The sequence below is a fragment of the Polynucleobacter sp. MWH-UH24A genome, from assembly GCF_018687475.1.
In the GTDB taxonomy this organism is placed as follows: Bacteria; Pseudomonadota; Gammaproteobacteria; order Burkholderiales; family Burkholderiaceae; genus Polynucleobacter.
Genome location: NZ_CP061292.1, coordinates 23,096 through 49,964 on the forward strand (window position 1 = coordinate 23,096; position 26,869 = coordinate 49,964).

Here is a 26,869-nt window from a genome sequence, read left to right on the forward strand (position 1 = left end):
ACGTGGTCATAACGGAATCTGATAAATCTTCTCGAAACCATTATTTTACCTCGTTTCCCCATTGTTAGAGGGGGTAAGCAGAACCCGAACAGAATCAGCCGTTTTTTTGCCATCAAAATCAAGCCAAGCCTTTTCCGAAAAGTCATAAAGTTTGCAGGTCTTGGCGGTATCAAAATACCACTTCCAAGAGAATGGTTGAACAATAATTCGTTCTGGCAATAGGGTTTCAAGCCGATTTTGGGCTGCCTGAAGGTTGTAAAGGGGGACGCTCATATCCACATGATGAGCGGTATGTTCCATGATGTGATGCATCAAGGCGCCCCAATAGAAGCCAAAAGTTAAGTGAACTGTGGTTGATACAAAAGGCTGCGCCCTTAACCACTCTGATTTATTGTCGTACCAACAAACTGCTGGATGGGTATGGTGTACATAGACCACAAATCCAATCATCCCGTTCCAAAATAAGTAGGGCAGCACAAAGCCACACAGTAATGCGATCAGAACAGATTGCCCAGTATTGACGGCAAAAAAGCTCAAAAGACCAATCCAGATTAGGGCAAAGGCACTAACCAAAAGATTATCTTTTATGAAAATAGAACGATCCGCTGGGCGATATTTTTTATTTGGGAAGAACATTTTGTTCCACCATATTTCAATCAAATAATAAGTAACGGGCCCCCAGCCACTTCGATAATGCCTCTCTAAAAATTGACGCCATTTAGGCAGTGCATCGTATTCTGTCTTTGAAAGTGGCGCCCATACGAAATCAAAACCCTTGAGGTTGGTTTGTCCGTGATGGACAACGTTATGCCCGATATCCCATAGGCTGTATGGGGTAAGTGATGGCAAAAAAGCAATCCGTCCAAGCACTTTATTTAAGGCGCGATGGGGGGTAAAGCTTTGATGGCACGCGTCGTGCCCCAAAATAAAGATTCTTCCCGTTATAAAGCCAGCAATTACTCCGAAGAGAACCTTAATCAGAATATTCTCAAAATACACCGTAGCAGCAATGCTTAGAATCCATAAGACGGCATCGAGAACTAGTAGCAAAATTGCCTTAAACGTTCTAGCCTCGGTCATTGGGCTTAGCCATGACCGAATAACCTTGCGGTGAGGAAGGGGAAGATCTGGGCTGAGGGGTGCCGGATTAACCAATGCTTGGTTGGAATGGAGGGCGCTATTTAGCTCTGACACAGTGACTTTCTTAAGATCCTCAAATCATAGTGGTTTTTTTGGATTTCGGTGTTACACAATGATGAAACTGGCGCGCCCGGCAGGAATCGAACCTGCGACCCTTGGCTTCGGAGGCCAATACTCTATCCACTGAGCTACGGGCGCATTTAGGACTAATCAGTATGTATTGTAAGTGCCTGAAACCAGGATGCTCTAGGTATAATTTATGCCATTCCTAATTAACCACACTTTTTCAAACCACTATGAGCGAAGAGCACGGTAATTTAATTAAAAATACAAAGCAACTGAGTGTCGCAGTAATTGCAAGTTTTTTTGTACCCCTCATTATTATTTTCTTATTGATCGTTTACGTTAGCAGTGGGAAAAATAAGCAGAATGTGGCTTCGGAAAAAAGTACGGAGATATTAATTAAGCCGGTTGGTAAATTAAATTTCAAGGATGCGAGTGCTCCACGTGAAGTGCAAACCGGTGAGGCGGTTTATAAAACGGTGTGCGCTTCTTGCCATAACTCCGGCGCTGCTGGTGCTCCAAAGTATGGGGATTCGTCTTCCTGGGGCGGTAGACTTGCCAAGGGTTACGATGCTCTTTATGCATCGGTTATGAAAGGTAAGGGTGCTATGCCTGCCCGTGGCGGTGCAAGTCCAACCGATGTTAGTGATTATGAAATTGCACGATCGGTTGTTTATCTTGCAAATTCAGCCGGCGGTAAATTTACTGAGCCCAAGGCTCCAGCCTCGGCACAAGCTCCGGCAGAACCAGCAAAGTAATTAACCACCACCTTTTTTTGCTGCAAGAGCAAGATCGTAGGCCTCATTTTTTTGAAGGCCATACATTGATTGCAAAACTATTGAAAGATCTTTGCTGCTCAATTGCTTAGAAAGTAATTGAGCTAAGTGCCAAGGCTCATGGTTTTCCGAAATAGTTTTGCGATTATTTCCTTCCAGGATAAAAACAAATTCACCTTTCAAGTGGTTGGGATTTTCAAGCCATCCTGGGATTTCATCGGGCCTTAATAAAAAAAGGCTTTCAAATTTCTTACTAAGCTCCCGCCCAATACTTAGGCGACGACCATTGCCGAGAAGTTCGCTAAATCGAATTAAGGTTTTGGCCAAGCGATGTGGGCTTTCATAAAAAATGGTTGGAATCGGGCTTTCAATCATTAAGCGAAGCGCCTCCTCAAAATCATTTTTTGTGGTTGGTAAAAAACCAAGAAATTGAAACTGTCCGCGGGAGGCAATCATGACCTCACCAGCGATCGAGAGCATGGCGGTTAATGCGCTTGGGCCTGGGATTGGAATAGTTTGATAGCCATTAATTTGAACCTCAGCAACCAATCGAGCCCCAGGATCGGAAACTCCCGGGGTACCTGCGTCGGATAGATAGGCCCATCGTTCTCCCGCCTGAAGGTGATCCATAAGCTTTTTTGCTGCCTCAATCTCATTGTGCTCATGAATTGCCACCATTGGCTTTCTGATTCCATAATGTTTGAGAAGCAATAGGCTATGACGCTTATCTTCACAGGCAATTCCGTCAACAAGGTTCAGAATATGCAATGCCCTTAATGTAATGTCGCCAAGATTTCCGATGGGGGTAGCAATGACATACAAACTGGCACTTGGAAAGTCCTGATTTTGAAATGCACTGAGTGACGGTATTTCCAACGTTAGGGGCCCCCTTAGAATCAATTATCTCCGCAAATGAATTGAAATGAAAATCGCCTGGAGATAGATTTGGGGATGGCAAAACAGAGCATAATATTGTGATGAAAACAAAACCATTAGACGAGCTAAAAACTAGAGCCCATCAGCACTTTGTCGATAGTATTGCGACAAAGCAATTGGGCGCCCAATCATTACCTTTGGATCTTGCGCGAGCCATTTTATTAATCACCCGGTCCATTGAAGCGGATGGAAAAATAATGGCTTGTGGCAATGGCGGATCTGCAGCGGATGCGCAACATTTTGCAGCCGAACTGATGGGTCGGTTTGAGCGCGAGCGCCGTGAGTTGGCGGCCCTTGCACTGACAACCGATTCGTCGATATTGACAGCGATCGGGAATGACTACAGCTATGAGGAAGTGTTTAGTAAACAGGTCCGGGGCATCGGACGTTCGGGCGATGTTTTGATTGCAATATCAACATCTGGGAATTCAAAGAATGTGATTAAGGCGATTGAGGCTGCCAAGAAGATTGGTATTCATATTGTTGCAATGACGGGTAATGGTGGCGGCAAGATCGCTGCTTTGTTAAGCGGCGAAGATGTTCACCTATGTGTCCCAGCAACCCGCACAGCACGTATTCAAGAGACCCATTTACTTTTATTGCACTGCCTTTGCGATGGTGTTGACCATGTTCTATTTGGTGAGGATTGAAATGATGCGACTTGTTAAAATAGTCTGTGCGGTTCTGTTTGCGCTTCAGCTTTCCGCCTGTGGCGTTTTGGTGGTTGGTGGCATGGTTGGTGGAGCAACCATATTGGCTGATCGCAGAACACCTGCGGTTCAGGCAATTGATTTGGGAGTTGAGATCGAGGCCAACAGCCAGCTTTCAAAAAAATTTGGCGATTCAGCCCACATTGTGGTTGTGTCTTTTAATCAGAAAGTTCTCCTAATTGGCGAGGCAAAAGACGACACCATTAAAACTCAGGCGGGCAATGACGTGAAAGCGATGAAAAATGTTCGCTCTTTATTTAACGAAATCGTGATTGGACCCAATAGTTCTTTGGGCCAGCGAGCAAGCGATGCGTATATGGCCTCCAGCATCAAAACCCAACTGATTTTTAGCCCTGACGTTCCTTCAAATTCCATGAATATCTCGGTAGAGAGTGGCAAGGTCTATCTCATGGGTATTTTGACCCAGCAAGAGGCCGATAAAGCCAAGCAAATTGTTAGTAAGGTAAGCGGTGTGAAGCAGGTATTTGCCTTTTTTGACATTATTTCGGAGGCCGAAAAACGGCGCCTGGAACAAGAAGGTAAGGCAAGAACTTCACAGCCGGACACCAACCCAGCCCCAAATTAAAGTTGGATTAATTTTGGCTCTAATTTATAAGTGTTTACCCTAGTATAGTAAGACTCAACTTTTATTAGAAATTAAGCTCTTACCACTATATGTCCCCAAGTCATTGATTTTATTGTGTCCAAAGTTAATCGAGTTAATTATGGTCTTCTACAGCATAAAAATATTTGTAAGAAGGTGTTGACATCACACTAAGGGTATGTCATAGTTATGGACTTCGCTGAATTTCCATGAATTATTTCTAGGGACAGCCTTCTTTAAAAATTAGTCAACCGATAATTGTGGGTACTGAGTAGAGGCATCCAGTCCTTCGGGACAGATGTAAATAAACAGTACTCATAGACAGTAAAAATGATTTGGTTTTTTACCAAGTCAATTTCTTAAATGAGTGCGACGAACCGCAAGGTTCACAGGAATTAAACTGAAGAGTTTGATCCTGGCTCAGATTGAACGCTGGCGGCATGCCTTACACATGCAAGTCGAACGGCAGCACGGGTGCTTGCACCTGGTGGCGAGTGGCGAACGGGTGAGTAATACATCGGAACGTACCTTATCGTGGGGGATAACGCAGCGAAAGTTGCGCTAATACCGCATACGCCCTGAGGGGGAAAGCGGGGGACCGTAAGGCCTCGCGCGATTAGAGCGGCCGATGTCTGATTAGCTTGTTGGTGAGGTAAAAGCTCACCAAGGCGATGATCAGTAGCTGGTCTGAGAGGACGATCAGCCACACTGGGACTGAGACACGGCCCAGACTCCTACGGGAGGCAGCAGTGGGGAATTTTGGACAATGGGGGCAACCCTGATCCAGCAATGCCGCGTGAGTGAAGAAGGCCTTCGGGTTGTAAAGCTCTTTTGTCAGGGAAGAAACAGCAGCTCTAACACAGTCTGCGAATGACGGTACCTGAAGAATAAGCACCGGCTAACTACGTGCCAGCAGCCGCGGTAATACGTAGGGTGCGAGCGTTAATCGGAATTACTGGGCGTAAAGCGTGCGCAGGCGGTTATACAAGACAGGCGTGAAATCCCCGGGCTTAACCTGGGAATGGCGTCTGTGACTGTATAGCTAGAGTGTGTCAGAGGGGGGTGGAATTCCACGTGTAGCAGTGAAATGCGTAGATATGTGGAGGAACACCAATGGCGAAGGCAGCCCCCTGGGATAACACTGACGCTCATGCACGAAAGCGTGGGGAGCAAACAGGATTAGATACCCTGGTAGTCCACGCCCTAAACGATGCTGACTAGTTGTTGGGAATTTACATTCTCAGTAACGTAGCTAACGCGTGAAGTCAGCCGCCTGGGGAGTACGGTCGCAAGATTAAAACTCAAAGGAATTGACGGGGACCCGCACAAGCGGTGGATGATGTGGATTAATTCGATGCAACGCGAAAAACCTTACCTACCCTTGACATGTCACTAACGAAGTAGAGATACATTAGGTGCCCGTAAGGGAAAGTGAACACAGGTGCTGCATGGCTGTCGTCAGCTCGTGTCGTGAGATGTTGGGTTAAGTCCCGCAACGAGCGCAACCCTTGTCTTTAGTTGCTACGCAAGAGCACTCTAAAGAGACTGCCGGTGACAAACCGGAGGAAGGTGGGGATGACGTCAAGTCCTCATGGCCCTTATGGGTAGGGCTTCACACGTCATACAATGGTGCGTACAGAGGGTTGCCAACCCGCGAGGGGGAGCTAATCTCTTAAAACGCATCGTAGTCCGGATCGTAGTCTGCAACTCGACTACGTGAAGCTGGAATCGCTAGTAATCGCGGATCAGCATGTCGCGGTGAATACGTTCCCGGGTCTTGTACACACCGCCCGTCACACCATGGGAGTGGGTTTTGCCAGAAGCAGTTAGCCTAACCGTAAGGAGGGCGATTGCCACGGCAGGGTTCATGACTGGGGTGAAGTCGTAACAAGGTAGCCGTATCGGAAGGTGCGGCTGGATCACCTCCTTTCTAGAGAATGATGCTAAAACTTTAGTGCCCACACTTATCGGTTGACAAAAAACGCCACGGGTCTGTAGCTCAGCTGGTTAGAGCACCGTCTTGATAAGGCGGGGGTCGTAGGTTCAAGTCCTACCAGACCCACCATCAAGCGGCGGTACAGATTGCGGTCGATGGGGGATTAGCTCAGCTGGGAGAGCACCTGCTTTGCAAGCAGGGGGTCGTCGGTTCGATCCCGTCATCCTCCACCATCATTAAATGTCAAAACAAAGCATTGCTGCAGTGTTTTGTTTTGCCATTTATGGCTGTTCTTTAACAATTTGAGTAAGCAATGCGTTTGATGCATCTTTGAGAGTGCATCAAACAACAAGTAGTATGGGTAGTGATTGAATCATCAGTAATACAAATGAGTTTTATCAAGTTTGGATTACGGCAAACATGTCAGAAGTAAAACCTGTAACCGGTATCAGTAATGGTGCTCGTTATAGGATCAAGTGAATAAGTGCATGTGATGGATGCCTTGGCGATTACAGGCGATGAAGGACGTTGTAGCCTGCGATAAGCTTCGGGGAGCTGGCAAACAAGCTTTGATCCGAAGATTTCCGAATGGGGAAACCCGCCGCTTTTGCGGCACCCACATCTGAATACATAGGGTGTGTGGAGCGAACCTCGTGAACTGAAACATCTAAGTAGCGAGAGGAAAAGACATCAACCGAGATTCCCAAAGTAGTGGCGAGCGAAATGGGAACAGCCTTCTAGTGATAGCACAACATTTAGCAGAACGGAATGGAAAGTCCGGCAATAAAGGGTGATAGCCCCGTATGCGAAAAATGATGTGTGGTACTAGGCTAGAGACAAGTAGGGCGGGACACGTGAAATCCTGTCTGAATATGGGGGGACCATCCTCCAAGGCTAAATACTCGTAATCGACCGATAGTGAACAAGTACCGTGAGGGAAAGGCGAAAAGAACCCCGGGAGGGGAGTGAAATAGATCCTGAAATCGCATGCATACAAACAGTAGGAGCCCCGCAAGGGGTGACTGCGTACCTTTTGTATAATGGGTCAGCGACTTACATTCAGTAGCAAGCTTAACCGCATAGGGAAGGCGTAGCGAAAGCGAGTCCGAATAGGGCGTTAGTTGCTGGGTGTAGACCCGAAACCAGTTGATCTATCCATGGCCAGGTTGAAGGTGCGGTAACACGTACTGGAGGACCGAACCCACTAACGTTGAAAAGTTAGGGGATGAGCTGTGGATAGGGGTGAAAGGCTAAACAAAACTGGAAATAGCTGGTTCTCTCCGAAAACTATTTAGGTAGTGCCTCGTGTATCACCAAAGGGGGTAGAGCACTGTAATGGTTGTGGGGTCCATTGCGGATTACCGCGCCATAGCAAACTCCGAATACCTTTGAGTGTCAGCACGGGAGACAGACATCGGGTGCTAACGTCCGGTGTCAAGAGGGAAACAACCCAGATCGCCAGCTAAGGTCCCTAAAATTGGCTAAGTGGGAAACGAAGTGGGAAGGCTAAAACAGTCAGGAGGTTGGCTTAGAAGCAGCCACCCTTTAAAGAAAGCGTAATAGCTCACTGATCGAGTCGTCCCGCGCGGAAGATGTAACGGGGCTAAGCCAGTTACCGAAGCTGCGAATCACGTAAGTGATGGTAGGAGAGCGTTCTGTAAGCCTGCGAAGGTGTGTTGTAAAGCATGCTGGAGGTATCAGAAGTGCGAATGCTGACATGAGTAGCGATAAAGGGGGTGAAAAGCCCCCTCGCCGTAAGCCCAAGGTTTCCTACGCAACGTTCATCGGCGTAGGGTGAGTCGGCCCCTAAGGCGAGGCAGAGATGCGTAGCTGATGGGAACAAGGTTAATATTCCTTGACCGTCGTTAGATGCGATGGGGGGACGGATCGCGGAGAGTTGTCCGGGTGTTGGATGTCCCGGTTCCTGCATTGGAGATGGCTATTAGGTAAATCCGGTAGCATAAATCAAGGGTGTGGGACGAGTGAGCTTGCTCACGAAGCAATTGGAAGTGGTTCCAAGAAAAGCCTCTAAGCTTCAGTCTAACGAGACCGTACCGCAAACCGACACAGGTGGGCGAGATGAGTATTCTAAGGCGCTTGAGAGAACTCAGGAGAAGGAACTCGGCAAATTGGTACCGTAACTTCGGGATAAGGTACGCCCAAGTAGCTTAACTATGAACAACAGAAGGGCAAAAGGGTTGCAATAAAATGGTGGCTGCGACTGTTTAATAAAAACACAGCACTCTGCAAACACGAAAGTGGACGTATAGGGTGTGACGCCTGCCCGGTGCTGGAAGATTAAATGATGGGGTGCAAGCTCTTGATTGAAGTCCCAGTAAACGGCGGCCGTAACTATAACGGTCCTAAGGTAGCGAAATTCCTTGTCGGGTAAGTTCCGACCTGCACGAATGGCGTAACGATGGCCACACTGTCTCCTCCTGAGACTCAGCGAAGTTGAAATGTTTGTGATGATGCAATCTACCCGCGGCTAGACGGAAAGACCCCATGAACCTTTACTGTAGCTTTGCATTGGACTTTGAATCGGTCTGTGTAGGATAGGTGGGAGGCTTTGAAACCAGGATGCTAGTTCTGGTGGAGCCAACCTTGAAATACCACCCTGATTTATTTGAGGTTCTAACCTTGGCCCGTTATCCGGGTCGGGAACAGTGCATGGTAGGCAGTTTGACTGGGGCGGTCTCCTCCCAAAGTGTAACGGAGGAGTACGAAGGTACGCTTGGCACGGTCGGACATCGTGCCTAAAGTGCAATGGCAAAAGCGTGCTTAACTGCGAGACCGACAAGTCGAGCAGGTGCGAAAGCAGGTCATAGTGATCCGGTGGTTCTGTATGGAAGGGCCATCGCTCAACGGATAAAAGGTACTCTGGGGATAACAGGCTGATACCGCCCAAGAGTTCATATCGACGGCGGTGTTTGGCACCTCGATGTCGGCTCATCTCATCCTGGGGCTGTAGCCGGTCCCAAGGGTATGGCTGTTCGCCATTTAAAGAGGTACGTGAGCTGGGTTTAAAACGTCGTGAGACAGTTTGGTCCCTATCTGCCGTGGGCGTTGGAGATTTGACGGGGGCTGCTCCTAGTACGAGAGGACCGGAGTGGACGTACCGCTGGTGTACCTGTTGTTTCGCCAGAAGCATCGCAGGGTAGCTATGTACGGAAGAGATAACCGCTGAAAGCATCTAAGCGGGAAACTTGCCTGAAGATAAGATCTCCCGGAGGTTTAACCTCCATAAAGGGTCGTTGAAGACCACAACGTTGATAGGTCAGGTGTGGAAGCGCAGTAATGCGTTAAGCTAACTGATACTAATTGCCCGTTAGGCTTGATCCTATAACCAGCACCATTGTGCTGAAGTTTGCGTGATTCAAGTCACTATCGATATTAAGCAATACATTGCTTGCTCAAATTGGGTTGTTTCTTTAGAAACAACCTACCATCTACGCCCGGTGACCATAGCGAGTTGGAACCACCCCTTCCCATCCCGAACAGGACCGTGAAACGACTCAACGCCGATGATAGTGCGGATTACCCGTGTGAAAGTAGGTAATTGCCGGGCACCAATGTGTGACGCCCAGACCCCTACGGTCTGGGCGTTTTCACTTGTGGAAGAAGGACTTGCGGATTGACAGTATTGACCGAACAAGAGAAAATGTACGGTTCTCGGAGAGATGCCCGAGCGGCTAAAGGGGGCAGACTGTAAATCTGTTGGCTTACGCCTACGTTGGTTCGAATCCAACTCTCTCCACCAGATGAATAGGTAGCAAAAGAAGTAGGAGCGGAATAAGTGAAGTATGAGTGGATGTAATTAAGCAGTTTTGATTGCGGGTGTAGCTCAATGGTAGAGCTGAAGCCTTCCAAGCTTATGACGAGGGTTCGATTCCCTTCACCCGCTCCAGCTTTTGGTAGTTCATGTGCAGTATCGACGCAGTGTGATGTTAGAGCGCTGCCCATGTGGCTCAGTGGTAGAGCACTCCCTTGGTAAGGGAGAGGTCGGCAGTTCGATCCTGCCCATGGGCACCAGTTTTTGTGGTTAATTTTTTTAGTGTGAATCAATTTGATTTAAGTAGATGACAAGGCACCCAAAATGGCAAAAGAAAAATTTGAACGGACTAAACCCCATGTGAACGTTGGCACCATTGGTCACGTCGACCACGGTAAGACCACGCTCACCGCAGCAATTACCACCGTGCTCTCTAAGCTCTTTGGTGGCGAAGCCAAAGCGTACGATCAGATCGATGCGGCTCCCGAAGAGAAGGCCCGTGGTATTACGATTAATACTGCCCACGTTGAGTACGAGACCAAGAACCGTCACTACGCGCACGTCGATTGCCCAGGCCATGCCGACTACGTGAAGAACATGATTACCGGTGCAGCGCAGATGGACGGCGCCATTTTGGTGGTCTCGGCCGCTGACGGCCCCATGCCCCAAACCCGTGAGCACATCCTCTTGGCTCGCCAAGTGGGCGTGCCTTACATCATCGTGTTTATGAACAAATGCGATATGGTGGACGACGCTGAACTCTTAGAACTCGTGGAGATGGAAGTGCGTGAGCTGCTCTCCAAGTACGAGTTCCCAGGCGACGATACCCCGATCGTCAAGGGCTCTGCCAAGCTTGCCTTAGAAGGCGACAAGGGTGAGCTCGGTGAAGGCGCGATCATGAAGCTTGCCGAAGCCTTAGACAGCTATATCCCCAATCCCGAGCGCGCGATTGATGGCGCGTTCTTGATGCCAGTCGAAGACGTGTTCTCGATCTCTGGTCGTGGCACCGTGGTGACCGGTCGTGTCGAGCGCGGGATTGTGAAAGTCGGTGAAGAGATTGAGATCGTGGGCATTAAGCCAACACTGAAGACCACCTGTACTGGCGTGGAGATGTTCCGTAAACTGCTCGATCAAGGTCAAGCCGGCGACAACGTTGGTATTCTTTTGCGCGGTACCAAGCGCGAAGAAGTCGAGCGTGGCCAAGTATTAGCCAAGCCGGGCTCGATTACTCCCCACACCCACTTTACCGCCGAGGTTTATGTGTTGTCCAAAGATGAGGGCGGTCGTCATACCCCCTTCTTTAACAACTACCGTCCTCAGTTTTACTTCCGTACCACCGATGTCACCGGCTCGATTGAGTTGCCAAAAGACAAAGAAATGGTGATGCCTGGCGATAACGTCACCATCACCGTGAAGCTCATTGCCCCCATCGCCATGGAAGAGGGCTTGCGCTTTGCGATCCGTGAAGGCGGTCGTACCGTCGGTGCGGGCGTGGTTGCGAAGATTTTGGCTTAAGAACGAATTAGGGGCGTAGCTCAATTGGCAGAGCGTTGGTCTCCAAAACCAAAGGTTGGGGGTTCGATGCCCTCCGCCCCTGCCAGCATTATTTTGTAAGCGGATTTGTAAATGTCACAACAAACGATAGAAAGCTCGGAGCAGAAATCAGGCTGGGTTAGCCTTGTAGCGGTTGCTATTGTGATCGCTGCATTGGTTCTTTATTACACCCTGATTGATCAAGGATATTGGATTCGACTAGGTGCGTTATTAGGTGGCATTGCATTAGCAATTGTGTTGATGATTTTTTCGGCTGACGGTAAGCGTTTTATTGCCTACAGCAAGGACTCTTGGCTAGAGGTAAAAAAAGTAGTTTGGCCAAGTCGCCAAGAATCAACCCGAATGACCCTTGTAGTTTTTGGCTTCGTTTTGATTATGGCGCTCTTTTTATGGCTAATTGATAAATTAGTCGAATGGCTTGTGTTTTCAATCTTTTTAGGCTGGAAGTGAGGCAATATGGTTGATGCTGATATGGTTTCAAACCCTCAGGCAACTGGCAATATGCGCTGGTATGTAATCCATGCCTATTCTGGTATGGAAAAGAGCGTCAAAAAAGGACTTGAAGAGCGAATTGCTCGCTCTGGGATGGCCGATAAGTTTGGCCGCATATTAGTCCCTTCAGAGGAAGTGGTAGAGGTTAAGTCGGGTCAAAAGGCCGTATCAGAGCGTCGATTTTTCCCCGGTTATGTATTAATTGAGATGGAAATGACCGATGAAACCTGGCATTTGGTCAAAAACACCCCAAAAGTCACTGGTTTCGTAGGCGGTGTTCGTAATCGCCCATCCCCAATTTCAACTGCAGAAGTCAGCAAAATCATGGACCAAATGCAGGCCGGGGTAGATAAGCCCAAGCCCAAGACCCTATTTGAGGTGGGTGAGATGGTTCGTGTCAAAGAAGGCCCATTTACCGATTTCAATGGAAATGTAGAAGAAGTGAATTACGAGAAGTCAAAACTCCGTGTTTCTGTTACAATTTTTGGTCGCGGTACTCCCGTTGAACTGGAATTTGGTCAAGTGGAGAAGATGTAATTTATAGAAGTATCAAGTAGTAATCGAGGAGCGGATCTAGAACACGCCAATTCTGGTGAAGCGTTTACTCAACGGCGGTTAACACAACCTGTTAGCGCGCTTTTTTGGAGCAAGTATGGCAAAGAAAATTATTGGCTTTATTAAGCTGCAGATTCCTGCTGGTAAAGCAAATCCATCCCCACCCGTTGGTCCTGCATTAGGTCAGCGCGGCCTCAATATTATGGAATTCTGTAAAGCGTTTAATGCTCAAACTCAGAGCATGGAACCTGGCTTGCCGATTCCTGTTGTAATCACTGCTTTTGCGGACAAGAGCTTCTCGTTTGTGATGAAGACTCCACCCGCAACTATTTTGATTAAGAAAGCAGCAAAAATTGAGAAGGGCTCACCCCGCCCTCATACCGATAAGGTTGGTAAGATCACTCGAGCTCAGGCTGAGGAAATTGCCAAGTTAAAAATGCCTGATTTAACCGCTGCAGATTTAGATGCTGCTGTGCGGACTGTGGCAGGCAGCGCCCGTTCGATGGGCATTACCGTGGAAGGAGTCTAAGCATGCCTAAATTATCAAAGCGTGTGAAAGCGATTCAGTCCAAGGTAGATCGAAATAAATTTTATCCGTTGGATGATGCATTGGTGTTAGTTAAGGAATGCGCAACGGCAAAGTTTGATGAGTCAATCGATGTTGCTGTTCAATTAGGCATTGATGCGAAAAAATCAGATCAAGTTGTGCGTGGCGCGGTTGTGTTGCCTGCTGGTACTGGTAAACATGTGCGCGTTGCTGTTTTCGCTCAGGGCGAAAAGGCTGAACAAGCCAAAGCAGCTGGAGCCGAGATTGTTGGTATGGAAGATTTAGCCGAACAAATTAAAGGCGGCAACATTAATTTTGATGTGTTGATTGCATCCCCAGATACCATGAAGATTGTTGGAACTTTGGGACAAGTATTGGGCCCACGCGGTTTGATGCCTAATCCAAAGGTCGGTACCGTGACCCCTGACGTAGTTACTGCAATTAAGAATGCGAAGGCAGGCCAGGTCCAGTTCCGCGTAGACAAGGCTGGTATTGTGCACGCTTCGATTGGCCGTCGCTCTTTTGAGCCAACCGCTCTTAAGACCAATTTACTAGCCCTACTTGATGCCTTAAATAAGGCTAAGCCAAGCGCATCAAAAGGGATTTATTTAAGAAAGATCGCGGTCAGTAGCACTATGGGTGCTGGTGTGCGGATCGATCAAGCTTCGCTACAGGCTGCATAAGCCCGTAGTAAAAAACTTTGGGTCGAGTGCCTTGGCACTCGAACATCAAAGACCGTTGGTGAACAAAGTGCTGTTTGACGAGTTCTTAATAATTACGCGAGTAATGACCAACCTAGATGGCGACCCTGTAAGGATATTTCGGGCACACCCCGTGATAGACAAATCAGACGCTGGTGTGTAACCCCGATTGGAAACAATCGGAATGAGAAGGAGTTAAACCGTGCCTTTGAATGTAGAAGACAAAAAAGCGATTGTGGCTGATGTCGGCGCTCAATTGGCTGCGGCTCAAACAGTGGTGCTTGCCGAGTATCGCGGGATTCCCGTGGGTGAGTTAACCACCTTGCGTGCCAATGCGCGTTCCCAAGGTGTTTATCTTCGAGTATTGAAGAACACCCTGGCCCGTCGTGCTGCGCAAGGAACACCGTTTGAGCAACTTGGTGACTCAATGGTTGGACCTTTGATTTATGGAATCTCTGCAGATCCTGTTGCTCCGGCAAAGGTATTGCATCAGTTTTCTAAAGGTCAAGATCAATTAGTGATCAAAGCAGGCTTTTATAACGGCAAAGTACTTGATGTAAACGGTGTTAAAGAACTGGCGACGATTCCGTCACGCGAAGAATTGCTCTCGAAGTTATTGGGAGTGATGAAGGCGCCTGTGTCAGCAATGGCTCGTGTTCTTGGTGCTGTGGCAGAGCAAAAAGCAAGTGGAGCGCCAACTGTAGCGGCCGCACCAGTTGCTGAAGTTGCCGCAGAGCCAGCACCCGAAGTGAGTGCTGCACCCGAGCAAGACAACCCAACTCCTGCGGCTTAATGCGCAGGATCAACTTATATAGTTTAGGAGCTAAAAATGGCAATTACTAAAGAAGAAATTATTGAAGCAGTTGGCAATATGTCCGTAATGGATTTGAATGATTTGGTTAAGGCATTTGAAGAGAAGTTTGGCGTCTCTGCAGCCGCAATGGCTGTCGCCGGACCTGCTGGCGGTGGCGGAGCTGCTGCAGCAGCTGAAGAAAAGACCGAATTCACCGTAAACCTCCTTGAGGCTGGTGCTAATAAGGTTGGCGTGATTAAGGCGGTTCGTGAGATTACCGGTCTTGGCTTGAAAGAGGCAAAAGATTTGGTTGATGGCGCACCAAAACCAATCAAAGAAGGCGTTGATAAGAAAACAGCGGAAGAGGCTAAGAAAAAGCTCGAGGACGCTGGCGCAAAAGCCGACCTCAAGTAATTTTGAGATTGCTGGAGGGCCCCTGGGCTCTCCTTGGTTTGATCCTCAGTGGTCAAACCAGATCTCACATTTACTGATGTAAGTCTGAAATCTGGTTTGCCTTCTGATACGACTGCAGAAGACAAGTTTGGTCGGGCATAACAATTTAGATTGTTTTGCTGTCCGCCAGAGGCTGGTAGAGGCCAGCCGCCAAATCTTTGCTCAGTCGCTGCCATCGGAGATGAAATGAACTATAGCTTCACCGAACGCAAGCGCATCCGTAAGAGTTTTGCTAAGCGACCCAATAATCACCAGGTTCCATACCTGCTTACAACCCAGCTCGAGTCTTATGCTAAATTTTTGCAGGCTGATAAACCTGCAACCGCAAGAGCGAATGAGGGGCTTCAATCTGCATTTACATCGATATTCCCGATCGTATCCAACAATGGATACGCTCGCATGGAATATGTGTCCTATCAGTTATCACCACCACCATTTGACGTCAAAGAGTGTCAGCAGCGTGGCTTGACCTATCACTCTGCCTTGCGCGCCAAAGTACGCTTGATCATTAATGACCGTGAGGCGCCGCAGAAGGTAAAAGAGGTGAAGGAGCAAGAAGTCTATATGGGTGAAATCCCCTTGATGACTGATACAGGCTCATTTGTGATCAATGGCACCGAGCGTGTGATTGTTTCTCAGCTCCATCGTTCACCCGGTGTGTTTTTTGAGCATGACAAAGGTAAAACCCATAGCTCAGGAAAGCTTTTGTTCTCTGCGCGCATCATTCCTTATCGCGGCTCTTGGCTTGATTTTGAATTTGATCCCAAAGATATTTTGTATTTCCGAGTAGACCGTCGTCGTAAGATGCCCGTCACCATTTTGCTTAAAGCGATTGGCTTAAATAACGAGCAGATTTTGGCAAACTTCTTTAATTTTGACCATTTCACTCTCTCACAGTCAGGCGCGTCCATGGAATTTGTTCCAGAGCGTTTGCGTGGTGAAGTTGCTCGATTTGATATCGTTGATAAGAATGGCGTTGTTGTTGTTCAAAAAGACAAGCGCATCAATGCAAAGCATATTCGTGAGCTTGAGGCTGCTAAAACTAAAATTATTACCGTACCGGATGATTCTTTAATTGGTCGCGTGGTCGCTAAAAATATTGTTGATCCGGATTCCGGCGAAGTATTAGCAAGTGCGAACGACGAGATTACAGAAGATCTCTTAGCAAAACTTCGTGAGAGTGGTATTAAGCAATTTGAGACTATTTATACCAATGACTTAGATTGTGGCGCTTATATTTCGCAGACCTTGCGCATGGATGAGACTGCGGATCAAACCGCTGCTCGTATTGCCATTTACCGCATGATGCGTCCTGGCGAGCCACCTACTGAAGATGCGGTTGAGGCTTTGTTCCAGCGCCTGTTCTATAGCGAAGACTCTTATGATTTATCACGCGTTGGCCGCATGAAGGTCAATAGTCGTTTGGGTCGTAGCGAGATGGAAGGCCCGATGGTGCTCTCGAATGAAGACATCATGGATACCATCAAGATTTTGGTTGATCTTCGTAATGGTAAAGGCGAGGTCGACGACATTGACCATCTTGGTAATCGTCGTGTGCGGTGTGTTGGTGAGTTGGCAGAAAACCAGTTTCGTGCCGGGTTGTCACGTGTTGAACGCGCAGTAAAAGAGCGCCTTGGCCAAGCCGAGACCGAAAACTTAATGCCCCATGATTTAATTAATAGCAAACCGATTTCTTCGGCGATTCGTGAGTTCTTTGGCTCATCGCAGCTATCGCAATTTATGGATCAAACCAATCCATTGTCTGAGATTACGCATAAACGTCGTATCTCGGCATTGGGGCCTGGTGGATTAACCCGAGAGCGCGCCGGCTTTGAAGTACGCGACGTGCATCCAACCCATTATGGTCGGGTTTGCCCAATTGAAACTCCAGAGGGACCAAACATTGGTTTGATTAATTCACTCGCTTTGTTTGCCCGATTAAATGAGCATGGTTTTCTTGAGACGCCATATCGTAAGGTAAGCAATGGCAAGGTAACCGATCAGGTTGAGTATTTGTCGGCGATTGAAGAAGCGAAGTACACCATCGCTCAGGCGAATGCCACGATTGATAAAAACGGTAAACTTGCAGACGAATTAGTATCTGCTCGCCAAGCAGGCGAGACCATGATGGTTGGTCCAGAGCGGATTGATTACATTGATGTGGCGCCAAGCCAAATCGTTTCTGCTGCAGCTTCACTTGTGCCATTCCTAGAGCATGATGATGCAAACCGCGCATTGATGGGTGCAAACATGCAGCGTCAAGCCGTTCCATGCTTGCGCCCCGACAAACCATTAGTTGGCACTGGTCTTGAGCGTATTGTGGCCCTCGACTCTGGAACTGTGGTGATGGCAACTCGCGGCGGTGTGGTCGATTATGTGGATGCGAACCGAATCGTGATTCGTGTAAACGACGATGAGACCGCAGCCGGTGAAGTTGGTGTGGATATTTATAACCTGACTAAGTACACGCGCTCGAACCAAAATACCAACATTAACCAGCGCCCAATCGTTCAAGTTGGCGATCATGTCAAGCGTGGCGATGTGGTTGCAGATGGCGCCTCAACTGATCTTGGTGAATTGGCCTTAGGTCAAAACATGACCGTCGCCTTTATGCCTTGGAATGGGTATAACTTTGAAGACTCCATCTTGATTTCTGAGAAGGTTGTAGCGGATGATCGATATACCTCTATTCATATTGAGGAACTATCGGTTGTAGCGCGAGACACAAAGTTAGGCTCGGAAGAGATCTCAAGGGATATTTCTAATTTGGCCGAATCCCAATTAGCACGCCTTGATGAAAGCGGTATCGTGTATATCGGTGCAGAGGTTGAGGCTGGTGATGTATTGGTCGGTAAGGTAACGCCAAAAGGCGAGACCACCCTGACTCCAGAAGAGAAGTTATTGCGCGCAATTTTTGGTGAAAAAGCCTCTGATGTAAAAGATACTTCATTGCGCGTGCCCTCGGGAATGAGTGGTACCGTCATTGACGTTCAAGTATTTACTCGCGAGGGTATTGAGCGTGATGCGCGTGCTCAATCCATCATTGCCGAAGAGCTCCAACGCTATCGGTTAGACCTGAACGATCAGTTGCGTATTGTTGAGGGCGATGCATTTGATCGTTTACAAAAACTACTCTTAAATAAATCAGCCAATGGCGGCCCCAAGAAATTAGCTAAAGGTAGCAAGATTACGAAAGAGTATTTGTCAGAGTTGGATCGCTACCATTGGTTTGACATTCGGCCGGCGGATGAAGATGTCGCTGCACAGGTCGAAGCGATCAAAGCTTCGATTGAAGCAAAGCGCAAGCAATTTGATGCAGCGTTTGAGGAAAAGCGTAAGAAGTTGACCCAAGGCGATGAATTGCCACCAGGTGTCACCAAGATGGTGAAGGTGTACTTGGCTGTGAAGCGCCGTTTGCAACCTGGCGATAAGATGGCAGGTCGTCATGGCAATAAGGGTGTTGTATCTAAGATTGTTCCAGTCGAAGACATGCCCTACATGGCCGATGGTCGTTCTGTTGATATCGTGCTTAATCCTTTAGGCGTTCCTTCACGGATGAACGTTGGCCAAATTCTGGAGACCCATTTGGGTTGGGCTGCGCAGGGTATTGGTAAACGGATTGATGCCATGCTTAAGGAGCAGGCTAAGGTAGCTGATCTTAGAAAGTTCTTTAAGACGCTTTATAACGAAACGGGTCGTCAAGAAAATATCGATGACTTCAGCGATGAGCAGATTCTGGAGCTTTCCAGCAACCTAAAGAATGGCTTGCCATTTGCAACCCCTGTTTTTGACGGTGCTACCGAAAACGAGATTGGCAAGATGTTGGAGTTTGCTTATCCCGATGATCAGGCTAAGAGCTTACATATGACTCCATCGCGTCAGCAAATTACCTTGTATGACGGACGTACTGGCGATGCATTTGAGCGCCCAGTCACCGTTGGTGTAATGCATGTCTTGAAATTACACCATTTGGTTGATGACAAGATGCATGCTCGCTCAACCGGACCATACTCCTTGGTGACGCAGCAACCTCTGGGCGGAAAAGCCCAGTTTGGTGGTCAGCGCTTTGGTGAGATGGAAGTTTGGGCACTAGAAGCGTATGGCGCCTCTTATGTCTTGCAAGAGATGCTCACCGTGAAGTCTGATGACGTCACCGGGCGTACCAAAGTTTATGAAAACATCGTCAAGGGCGAGCACACGATTGATGCTGGCATGCCCGAATCGTTCAACGTTCTAGTGAAAGAAATCCGTTCGTTGGGTATTGACATTGACATGGAGCGCAACTGATATGAAAGCATTGCTCGATCTATTTAAGCAAACCTCTGGCGAGGAGCAGTTTGACGCCATCAAAATTGGCTTAGCCTCTCCCGAGAAAATTCGTTCGTGGTCTTTTGGTGAAGTTCGTAAGCCCGAGACGATTAATTACCGTACCTTTAAACCAGAAAGAGACGGTCTCTTTTGTGCCAAGATTTTTGGTCCGATTAAAGACTATGAGTGCTTGTGCGGTAAATATAAGCGTCTCAAGTTCCGCGGTGTTATTTGTGAAAAATGCGGCGTTGAGGTCACTTTGGCTAAGGTGCGTCGTGAGCGCATGGGCCATATTGAGCTTGCCGCTCCAGTTGCACACATTTGGTTTTTGAAGTCGTTGCCATCCCGTTTGGGCATGGTCTTAGACATGACCTTGCGTGATATCGAGCGTGTTCTGTATTTCGAGGCATACGTTGTTGTTGATCCCGGCTTAACGCCTGAGGGCGCAATGAAGCGCGGTCAAATTATGTCTGAGGATGAGTACAACGCTAAGGTGGAAGAGTTTGGCGAGGGTGCCTTTACTGCCATCATGGGCGCTGAAGGTATTCGGGAGCTATTGCGCACGATTAATATTGATCGTGAAGTAGAGTCGATTCGTTCAGAGTTAAAGGCAACCGGCAGCGATGCCAAGATTAAAAAGTACGCGAAGCGTCTCAAGGTTTTAGAGGCCTTCCAAAGCTCGGGCATCAAGCCTGACTGGATGATCATGGAGGTTTTGCCAGTATTGCCTCCTGAGCTGCGTCCTTTGGTGCCATTGGATGGTGGTCGTTTTGCAACCTCAGACTTGAACGACCTTTATCGTCGCGTCATTAATCGTAATAATCGTTTGCGTCGCCTGCTAGAGCTTCGCGCACCAGAGATTATTGTTCGTAATGAAAAGCGCATGTTGCAAGAGGCGGTTGACTCTTTATTAGATAACGGTCGTCGTGGTAAGGCAATGACGGGAGCGAATAAGCGCCCCTTGAAGTCGCTTGCTGAGATGATTAAAGGTAAGAGTGGCCGTTTCCGTCAGAACTTGTTAGGTAAGCGCGTTGACTACTCAGGTCGTTCGGTCATCGTAGTAGGACCAACGCTTAAGTTGCATCAGTGCGGCTTGCCAAAGTTGATGGCTTTGGAATTATTTAAGCCCTTCATTTTTAATAAGCTCGAGACATTGGGTATTGCAACCACCATTAAGGCCGCTAAGAAGGAAGTTGAGAGCCAAACCCCTATCGTTTGGGATATTTTGGAAGAAGTCATTCGAGAGCATCCAATTCTTCTCAATCGAGCCCCGACTTTGCACCGTCTTGGTATTCAAGCGTTTGAGCCAATGTTAATTGAGGGTAAGGCAATTCAGTTGCACCCCTTGGTCTGCGCTGCGTTCAATGCGGACTTTGACGGCGACCAAATGGCGGTTCACGTTCCACTCTCACTCGAGGCGCAAATGGAAGCCCGCACTTTGATGTTGGCATCGAACAATGTATTGTTCCCTGCCAACGGCGAGCCATCGATTGTGCCCTCACAGGACGTGGTGTTGGGTTTGTATTACGCTACGCGTGACAAGATTAACGGCAAGGGCGAAGGCATGGTATTTGCCGATATTCCTGAGGTGATTCGGGCATATGAGGCTGGAACCGTAGAACTCGCATCCCGGATCGCGGTGCGCGTCACTGAGTATGAAGTGGTGAACAAAAATGCTGAAGGCGACGAGCGGTTTGTTGCCAAGACATCGGTTCAACATACGTCGGTAGGCCGTGCAATTTTGTCTGAGATTTTGCCCAAAGGCATGGCTTTTGCAGAAATTAATAAGCCGCTGAAGAAAAAAGAAATCTCACGACTGATTAATACTTCCTTCCGTAAGTGCGGCTTGCGTGAGACCGTTATTTTTGCCGATCGTTTGTTACAGGCCGGTTTCCGTTTGGCAACTAAGGCAGGTATCTCGATTGCGATTGACGACATGTTGATTCCAAGCTCGAAAGACGGAATTATTAATGAAGCTGCCGGCAAAGTGAAAGAGTATGACAAGCAATTTATGTCAGGCTTGGTAACCAATCAAGAGCGTTATAACAACGTCGTCGATATTTGGGGTGCTGCTGGTGATCAGGTTGGCAAGGCGATGATGGATGAGTTGTCGCATGTCGATGTAACGGATCGCAACGGCAAGTCGGTACGCCAGGAGTCCTTTAATTCGATTTATATGATGGCTGACTCTGGAGCGCGTGGCTCAGCAGCACAGATTCGTCAGCTTGCTGGAATGCGAGGCTTGATGGCCAAGCCCGATGGCTCAATCATTGAAACGCCAATTACAGCGAACTTCCGTGAAGGCTTGAACGTTTTGCAGTACTTCATTTCCACTCACGGCGCTCGTAAGGGTCTTGCAGATACTGCGTTGAAGACTGCAAATTCCGGCTACTTGACGCGTCGTTTATGCGATGTGACGCAAGATTTGGTTGTGGTTGAAGAAGATTGCGGCGCAAGTAATGGTGTAACGATGCGCGCTTTAGTCGAGGGTGGTGAAATCATTGAGGCCTTGCGTGATCGTATTTTGGGTCGCGTTTGCATTGGCGATATCTTGCATCCAGATACTCAAGAGGTCATTGTTCCTCACGATACTTTGCTCGAAGAAGATCATGTCGATCAAATCGTTGATTTGGGTATTGACGAGGTTAAGGTACGTACGGTGCTTACCTGCGAGACTCGTTATGGTCTATGCGCCAAGTGCTATGGACGTGATTTAGGTCGTGGCGGTCTGGTTAATGTGGGTGAAGCAGTTGGTGTAATTGCGGCCCAGTCGATTGGTGAGCCTGGCACCCAGTTAACGATGCGTACCTTCCATATTGGCGGAGCTGCATCACGTGCTTTGGTTGCCAGCAATGTGGAGGTGAAGTCGAACGGTTCATTGAAGTTCTCTTCCACCATGCGATTTGTAACCAATGCCAAGGGCGAGCAAGTCGTGATTTCTCGTTCAGGCGAGGCTTTGGTCTTGGATGACAACGGTCGCGAACGTGAGCGTCATAAGATTCCATATGGAGCGACCTTGCTAGTGAAAGAGGGCGCAAGCGTAAAAGCTGGAACTAGCATTGCAACGTGGGACCCATTAACTCGCCCGATTATTTCTGAGTATGCAGGTATTGCACGCTTTGAGAATGTTGAAGAAGGCGTAACGGTTGCCAAGCAAGTCGATGAAGTTACAGGTTTATCAACCTTAGTGGTGATTGATGGTAAGCGTCGTTCAGCAGCCAGCAAAGGCTTGCGTCCAGTCATTCAGTTGCTCGATGAAAAAGGAAATCAAACCAAGATTGCTGGTACCGATCATCCAGTAACGATCGGCCTTCAAGTGGGCGCATTGATTACTGTTAAAGATGGCCAGAAGATCGAGGTTGGTGAGGTGTTGGCACGTATTCCAATTGAGTCACAAAAGACGCGTGATATTACTGGTGGCTTGCCACGAGTTGCTGAACTTTTCGAGGCTCGCTCACCGAAAGATGCTGCTATTTTGGCCAAGGTGACTGGAACCGTTTCGTTTGGTAAAGAAACAAAGGGTAAGCAGCGCTTGGTCATTACCGATATGGATGGTGAGAGCAGCGAATTCCTCATTCCAAAAGAGAAGCAGGTCTTAGTTCATGATGGTCAAGTGGTGAATAAGGGCGAAATGATTGTGGAAGGCCCAGCTGACCCACACGATATTTTGCATCTCAAGGGAATTGAAGAATTAGCGATCTATATCGTCGATGAGGTTCAAGACGTTTATCGACTACAAGGTGTAAAGATCAACGACAAGCACATCGAAGTAATTGTGCGCCAAATGTTGCGTCGTGTTCAGATTACCAATGCTGGCGATACGAACTTCATTACCGGTGAGCAAGTAGAGCGCTCCAAGCTGTATGACGAAAATGATCGAGTCATCGCAGAAGGTAAACAACCCGCTCAGTTCGAAAATATTCTGCTTGGAATCACGAAGGCATCCTTGTCGACCGATAGCTTTATTTCGGCGGCATCCTTCCAAGAGACCACCCGTGTTTTAACGGAAGCAGCCATCATGGGCAAAGTGGACACCTTAAGAGGCTTAAAGGAAAACGTCATTATTGGTCGACTAATTCCAGCGGGTACTGGTTTGGCCTATCGTCGGGCGAGAAAAGTGCGAGAGCAATTTGAGCGTGATCGTGCCCAGATGATTGCCGCTGAAGAGGCTCTAGCCTTGGATGTTGGTGCTGTAGCTGAACAGGTTGAGGCTGCTGCGACCCCTGAAGGTGAAGCTGAGCAAAGTTAGGGTAGCCATCGGCACATTGACCAGTCTTTCCCAACAAGTTGACGGGAAGGGCTGGTCAAGCTAGAATGCTGAGTTCTACTGATTTATAACAAAATCAATTGCTTAGTAAATAGCCAGTTAAATTTAATAAGTTATTGATTTTAAAGATAAAAGTAATAAGCGAGTATATATTTATGCCAACAATTAATCAGCTGCTGCGTAAGCCGCGCTCACGACTAGTCATCAAGAGCAAAAGCCCTGCGTTGCAGAATAGCCCCCAGCGTCGCGGTGTTTGTACCCGTGTTTACACGACGACACCAAAAAAGCCAAATTCGGCATTGCGTAAAGTGGCAAAGGTTCGCTTAACCAACGGTTTTGAGGTGATCTCTTACATCGGTGGTGAGGGCCATAATCTTCAAGAGCACTCGGTAGTGCTAATCCGCGGCGGTCGTGTAAAAGACCTGCCTGGCGTGCGCTATCACATTGTTCGTGGATCTCTTGACTTACAGGGCGTTAAAGATCGTAAGCAGGCTCGATCCAAGTATGGTGCAAAGCGCGCTAAGAAAGCGTAATTTGATTTAGTTGGTTTTGTAGTAAAGGCCATTTTGGCAAGTAAGTGGCTACTTCGCTTTGATACAAAGTTGTTGAGTAGCTAAGGGAATGATCCCTAACTGAATAGATAGGAGTTGTTATGCCGCGTCGTCGCGAAGTCCCGAAACGGGAAATTCTTCCTGACCCAAAATTTGGGAATGTGGAAGTTGCTAAGTTCATGAACGTCTTAATGCTTGACGGTAAGAAGTCCGTTGCAGAGCGTATCGTTTATGGTGCCTTTGAGCACATTGAGAAAAAAGCCAACAAAGAGCCTCTCGAGATTTTCTCGACTGCGATGGGAAATGTTAAGCCCATGGTTGAGGTCAAAAGCCGCCGCGTTGGCGGTGCCAACTATCAAGTGCCTGTTGAAGTTCGTCCATCGCGTCGGTCTGCGTTGGCGATGCGCTGGCTAAGAGAGGCTGCTAAGAAACGTGGTGAGAAATCCATGGCACAGCGTTTGGCAAATGAATTATTGGAAGCTGCCGAAGGTCGTGGCGGCGCAATGAAGAAGCGTGAAGAGGTTCACCGCATGGCTGAAGCCAACAAAGCCTTCTCGCATTTCCGTTTCTAACGCTCTAACCGAAAGAGGAAAAAGTGGCACGTAAAACCCCCATTGAGCGCTATCGAAATATTGGTATCTCTGCACACATTGATGCTGGCAAAACAACGACGACAGAACGCGTGTTGTTTTATACCGGCGTAAATCACAAAATCGGCGAAGTTCATGATGGCGCTGCCACGATGGACTGGATGGAACAAGAGCAAGAGCGTGGAATTACCATCACCTCAGCAGCGACAACTGCCTTCTGGAAAGGCATGGCTGGTAATTATCCAGAGCATCGCATCAATATCATTGACACACCAGGTCACGTTGACTTCACGATCGAAGTAGAGCGCTCAATGCGTGTATTGGATGGCGCTTGCATGGTTTACTGCGCGGTGGGCGGAGTTCAGCCCCAATCCGAAACCGTTTGGCGTCAAGCAAACAAATACAGAGTGCCTCGATTGGCCTTTGTGAACAAAATGGATCGTACTGGCGCGAATTTCTTCAAGGTCTATGACCAAATGAAAGCTCGCCTTAAGGCGAACCCAATTCCAATCCAAGTTCCAATTGGTGCTGAGGAAAATTTCCAAGGCGTTATTGACTTGATCAAGATGAAGGCCATTATTTGGGATGACGCCTCTCAGGGAACTAAATTTACATACGGTGACATCCCTGCAGAACTAAAAGAAATTGCAGAAGAGTGGCGCGAGAAAATGCTCGAGGCTGCGGCTGAGAGCTCTGAGGAAATGATGGACAAATACCTTGGCGGTGAAACGCTCACCGAAGAGGATATTAAAAAAGCGTTGCGCCATCGCACCATTGCTGGAGAAATCGTGCCAATGCTTTGTGGCAGCGCCTTTAAGAATAAAGGTGTTCAAGCCATGCTGGACGCAGTAGTTGATTTCTTGCCATCACCCGTTGATATTCCCCCGGTCAAAGGCGAAAAAGAAGACGGAAGCGAAACAAGCCGTAAAGCAAGTGATGATGAAAAGTTCTCGGCACTCGCATTTAAGATCATGACTGACCCATTTGTTGGCCAGTTAATTTTCTTCCGCGTGTACTCTGGAGTTGTAAATTCTGGCGATACCATTTACAACCCGATTAAGGGCAAGAAGGAGCGTATTGGTCGTCTGCTTCAGATGCATGCTAATCAGCGCGAAGAAATTAAAGAAGTTCGCGCTGGCGACATCGCTGCCGCGGTTGGTTTGAAGGAAGCTACCACTGGCGAAACCCTTTGCGATCCAGACAACATTTTGATCTTAGAGCGCATGGTGTTCCCAGAGCCAGTGATTTCTCAGGCTGTTGAGCCCAAAACTAAAGCTGACCAAGAAAAGATGGGCTTAGCTCTGAATCGCCTTGCACAAGAGGACCCATCGTTCCGCGTGAAGACCGATGAAGAATCTGGCCAGACCATTATTTCTGGGATGGGCGAGTTGCACCTTGAGATTATTGTTGATCGTATGAAGCGCGAGTTCGGCGTTGAGGCAACGGTTGGTAAACCACAAGTTGCTTATCGCGAGACCATTCGTAAGGTGTGCGATGAAATCGAAGGCAAGTTTGTTAAGCAATCTGGTGGCCGCGGTCAATATGGACACGTGGTATTAAAACTGGAGCCACAAGATCCAGGTAAGGGTTTTGAGTTTGTCGATGCAATCAAAGGCGGTGTCGTTCCTCGTGAATACATTCCTGCCGTTGAAAAGGGAATCGTTGAAACACTCAATGCCGGAGTACTAGCTGGCTACCCAGTGGTTGACGTAAAGGCAACCCTGTTCTTTGGTTCCTATCACGATGTTGACTCGAATGAGAATGCATTCAAGATGGCGGCGTCGATGGCGTTCAAAGATGGAATGCGTAAAGCAACTCCAGTACTGCTTGAGCCAATGATGGCAGTAGAAGTTGAGACCCCCGAAGACTTCATGGGTAACGTGATGGGTGATTTATCCTCACGCCGTGGAATTATGCAAGGCATGGATGACATTCCTGGTGGCGGCAAGATTGTGCGCGCCGAGGTTCCCCTCGCAGAAATGTTTGGGTACTCAACCGGCTTGCGCTCATTAACGCAAGGTCGCGCGACCTACACCATGGAATTTAAGCATTATTCAGAAGCACCAAAGAACGTCGCTGACGCTGTCATTGCAGCAAAAGCAAAGTAATTTTTTGAACATT

At 48.0% G+C, this 26,869-nt stretch carries 17 protein-coding genes, 7 tRNA genes and 3 rRNA genes; 24 read left to right on the forward strand and 3 right to left on the reverse strand.

What is annotated here, in order from left to right:
• Positions 1-45 precede the first annotated feature (45 nt).
• A complete protein-coding gene (locus tag ICV32_RS00120; RefSeq protein ID WP_215372432.1) occupies positions 46-1,080 on the reverse strand; it encodes a fatty acid desaturase in 1,035 nt (344 codons plus the stop codon).
• Positions 1,081-1,262: 182 nt separating this feature from the next.
• Positions 1,263-1,338: transfer RNA gene (locus ICV32_RS00125), tRNA-Arg, on the reverse strand.
• A gap of 98 nt (positions 1,339-1,436) precedes the next feature.
• On the opposite strand from ICV32_RS00125, the gene ICV32_RS00130 reads away from it, so the two are divergent.
• Positions 1,437-1,961 (forward strand): cytochrome c5 family protein, encoded by a 525-nt coding sequence (locus ICV32_RS00130; RefSeq protein ID WP_215370782.1) that lies wholly within the window; start codon positions 1,437-1,439, stop codon positions 1,959-1,961.
• Here ICV32_RS00130 and rsmI read toward each other — a convergent pair whose 3' ends face one another.
• Entirely contained in the window at positions 1,962-2,855 is an 894-nt protein-coding gene (gene rsmI / locus ICV32_RS00135) for a 16S rRNA (cytidine(1402)-2'-O)-methyltransferase (protein ID WP_215370785.1), read from the reverse strand.
• Positions 2,856-2,956: 101 nt separating this feature from the next.
• On the opposite strand from rsmI, the gene ICV32_RS00140 reads away from it, so the two are divergent.
• From ICV32_RS00140 to fusA, 23 genes are all read left to right on the forward strand, one after another.
• Entirely contained in the window at positions 2,957-3,565 is a 609-nt protein-coding gene (locus ICV32_RS00140; protein WP_215370788.1) for a phosphoheptose isomerase, read from the forward strand.
• 1 nt (position 3,566) lies between these two features.
• Entirely contained in the window at positions 3,567-4,211 is a 645-nt protein-coding gene (locus tag ICV32_RS00145) for a BON domain-containing protein (RefSeq protein ID WP_215370791.1), read from the forward strand.
• Positions 4,212-4,626: 415 nt separating this feature from the next.
• Positions 4,627-6,159, forward strand: a 16S ribosomal RNA gene (locus ICV32_RS00150).
• Positions 6,160-6,217: 58 nt separating this feature from the next.
• Positions 6,218-6,294: transfer RNA gene (locus tag ICV32_RS00155), tRNA-Ile, on the forward strand.
• Between the two features lie 28 nt (positions 6,295-6,322).
• Positions 6,323-6,398: transfer RNA gene (locus ICV32_RS00160), tRNA-Ala, on the forward strand.
• Between the two features lie 237 nt (positions 6,399-6,635).
• Positions 6,636-9,507: ribosomal RNA gene (locus tag ICV32_RS00165) — 23S ribosomal RNA — on the forward strand.
• Between the two features lie 112 nt (positions 9,508-9,619).
• Positions 9,620-9,733: ribosomal RNA gene (gene rrf, locus ICV32_RS00170) — 5S ribosomal RNA — on the forward strand.
• Together the 16S, 23S and 5S rRNA genes with 5 tRNA genes alongside form the textbook arrangement of a ribosomal RNA operon.
• 106 nt (positions 9,734-9,839) lie before the next feature.
• A tRNA-Tyr gene (locus ICV32_RS00175) sits at positions 9,840-9,925 on the forward strand.
• A gap of 73 nt (positions 9,926-9,998) precedes the next feature.
• Positions 9,999-10,072, forward strand: a tRNA-Gly gene (locus ICV32_RS00180).
• Positions 10,073-10,122: 50 nt separating this feature from the next.
• A tRNA-Thr gene (locus tag ICV32_RS00185) sits at positions 10,123-10,197 on the forward strand.
• Between the two features lie 64 nt (positions 10,198-10,261).
• Positions 10,262-11,452 carry an elongation factor Tu gene (gene tuf / locus ICV32_RS00190; RefSeq protein ID WP_108507569.1) on the forward strand — a complete coding sequence of 397 codons (1,191 nt, stop codon included), beginning with the start codon at positions 10,262-10,264 and terminating at the stop codon, positions 11,450-11,452.
• 9 nt (positions 11,453-11,461) lie between these two features.
• Positions 11,462-11,537: transfer RNA gene (locus ICV32_RS00195), tRNA-Trp, on the forward strand.
• Positions 11,538-11,563: 26 nt separating this feature from the next.
• On the forward strand, positions 11,564-11,941 hold the full coding sequence (gene secE, locus ICV32_RS00200; RefSeq protein ID WP_215370793.1) for a preprotein translocase subunit SecE: 378 nt from the start codon (positions 11,564-11,566) through the stop codon (positions 11,939-11,941).
• A 21-nt stretch (positions 11,942-11,962) separates the two neighbouring features.
• Positions 11,963-12,520, forward strand: coding sequence for a transcription termination/antitermination protein NusG (gene nusG / locus ICV32_RS00205; RefSeq protein WP_371817070.1), 558 nt, complete (start codon positions 11,963-11,965; stop codon positions 12,518-12,520).
• A gap of 115 nt (positions 12,521-12,635) precedes the next feature.
• Positions 12,636-13,067, forward strand: coding sequence for a 50S ribosomal protein L11 (rplK, locus tag ICV32_RS00210; protein WP_108507572.1), 432 nt, complete (start codon positions 12,636-12,638; stop codon positions 13,065-13,067).
• A 2-nt stretch (positions 13,068-13,069) separates the two neighbouring features.
• A complete protein-coding gene (gene rplA / locus ICV32_RS00215) occupies positions 13,070-13,768 on the forward strand; it encodes a 50S ribosomal protein L1 (protein ID WP_215370798.1) in 699 nt (232 codons plus the stop codon).
• A gap of 220 nt (positions 13,769-13,988) precedes the next feature.
• On the forward strand, positions 13,989-14,579 hold the full coding sequence (rplJ, locus tag ICV32_RS00220) for a 50S ribosomal protein L10 (RefSeq protein WP_215370800.1): 591 nt from the start codon (positions 13,989-13,991) through the stop codon (positions 14,577-14,579).
• A gap of 36 nt (positions 14,580-14,615) precedes the next feature.
• Entirely contained in the window at positions 14,616-14,993 is a 378-nt protein-coding gene (gene rplL, locus ICV32_RS00225) for a 50S ribosomal protein L7/L12 (RefSeq protein ID WP_215370803.1), read from the forward strand.
• A gap of 225 nt (positions 14,994-15,218) precedes the next feature.
• Complete coding sequence (rpoB, locus tag ICV32_RS00230) at positions 15,219-19,319, forward strand: DNA-directed RNA polymerase subunit beta (RefSeq protein WP_215370805.1); 4,101 nt, start codon at positions 15,219-15,221, stop codon at positions 19,317-19,319.
• A gap of 1 nt (position 19,320) precedes the next feature.
• Complete coding sequence (rpoC, locus tag ICV32_RS00235; protein WP_215370808.1) at positions 19,321-23,589, forward strand: DNA-directed RNA polymerase subunit beta'; 4,269 nt, start codon at positions 19,321-19,323, stop codon at positions 23,587-23,589.
• 173 nt (positions 23,590-23,762) lie between these two features.
• Positions 23,763-24,140 (forward strand): 30S ribosomal protein S12, encoded by a 378-nt coding sequence (gene rpsL, locus ICV32_RS00240; RefSeq protein ID WP_108507578.1) that lies wholly within the window; start codon positions 23,763-23,765, stop codon positions 24,138-24,140.
• Positions 24,141-24,259: 119 nt separating this feature from the next.
• Positions 24,260-24,730, forward strand: a complete 471-nt coding sequence (gene rpsG, locus ICV32_RS00245) for a 30S ribosomal protein S7 (protein WP_108507579.1) — start codon at positions 24,260-24,262, stop codon at positions 24,728-24,730.
• Positions 24,731-24,753: 23 nt separating this feature from the next.
• The gene (gene fusA / locus ICV32_RS00250) at positions 24,754-26,856 is read left to right on the forward strand and encodes an elongation factor G (protein WP_215370810.1); all 2,103 of its coding nucleotides are present in this window, start codon (positions 24,754-24,756) and stop codon (positions 26,854-26,856) included.
• The last annotated feature ends 13 nt before the right edge of the window (positions 26,857-26,869 follow it).

Coding starts and splice junctions, on each gene's coding strand:
- ICV32_RS00145 (WP_215370791.1), top strand. CDS start 3,567: ATGATGCGACTTGTTAAAATAGTCTGTGCGGTTCTGTTTGCGCTTCAG.
- tuf (WP_108507569.1), top strand. CDS start 10,262: ATGGCAAAAGAAAAATTTGAACGGACTAAACCCCATGTGAACGTTGGC.
- rpsL (WP_108507578.1), top strand. CDS start 23,763: ATGCCAACAATTAATCAGCTGCTGCGTAAGCCGCGCTCACGACTAGTC.
- ICV32_RS00120 (WP_215372432.1), bottom strand. CDS start 1,080: ATGACCGAGGCTAGAACGTTTAAGGCAATTTTGCTACTAGTTCTCGAT.
- rplL (WP_215370803.1), top strand. CDS start 14,616: ATGGCAATTACTAAAGAAGAAATTATTGAAGCAGTTGGCAATATGTCC.
- rpsG (WP_108507579.1), top strand. CDS start 24,260: ATGCCGCGTCGTCGCGAAGTCCCGAAACGGGAAATTCTTCCTGACCCA.
- nusG (WP_371817070.1), top strand. CDS start 11,963: ATGGTTTCAAACCCTCAGGCAACTGGCAATATGCGCTGGTATGTAATC.
- rpoC (WP_215370808.1), top strand. CDS start 19,321: ATGAAAGCATTGCTCGATCTATTTAAGCAAACCTCTGGCGAGGAGCAG.
- secE (WP_215370793.1), top strand. CDS start 11,564: ATGTCACAACAAACGATAGAAAGCTCGGAGCAGAAATCAGGCTGGGTT.
- rplK (WP_108507572.1), top strand. CDS start 12,636: ATGGCAAAGAAAATTATTGGCTTTATTAAGCTGCAGATTCCTGCTGGT.
- rplA (WP_215370798.1), top strand. CDS start 13,070: ATGCCTAAATTATCAAAGCGTGTGAAAGCGATTCAGTCCAAGGTAGAT.
- ICV32_RS00140 (WP_215370788.1), top strand. CDS start 2,957: ATGAAAACAAAACCATTAGACGAGCTAAAAACTAGAGCCCATCAGCAC.
- rpoB (WP_215370805.1), top strand. CDS start 15,219: ATGAACTATAGCTTCACCGAACGCAAGCGCATCCGTAAGAGTTTTGCT.
- ICV32_RS00130 (WP_215370782.1), top strand. CDS start 1,437: ATGAGCGAAGAGCACGGTAATTTAATTAAAAATACAAAGCAACTGAGT.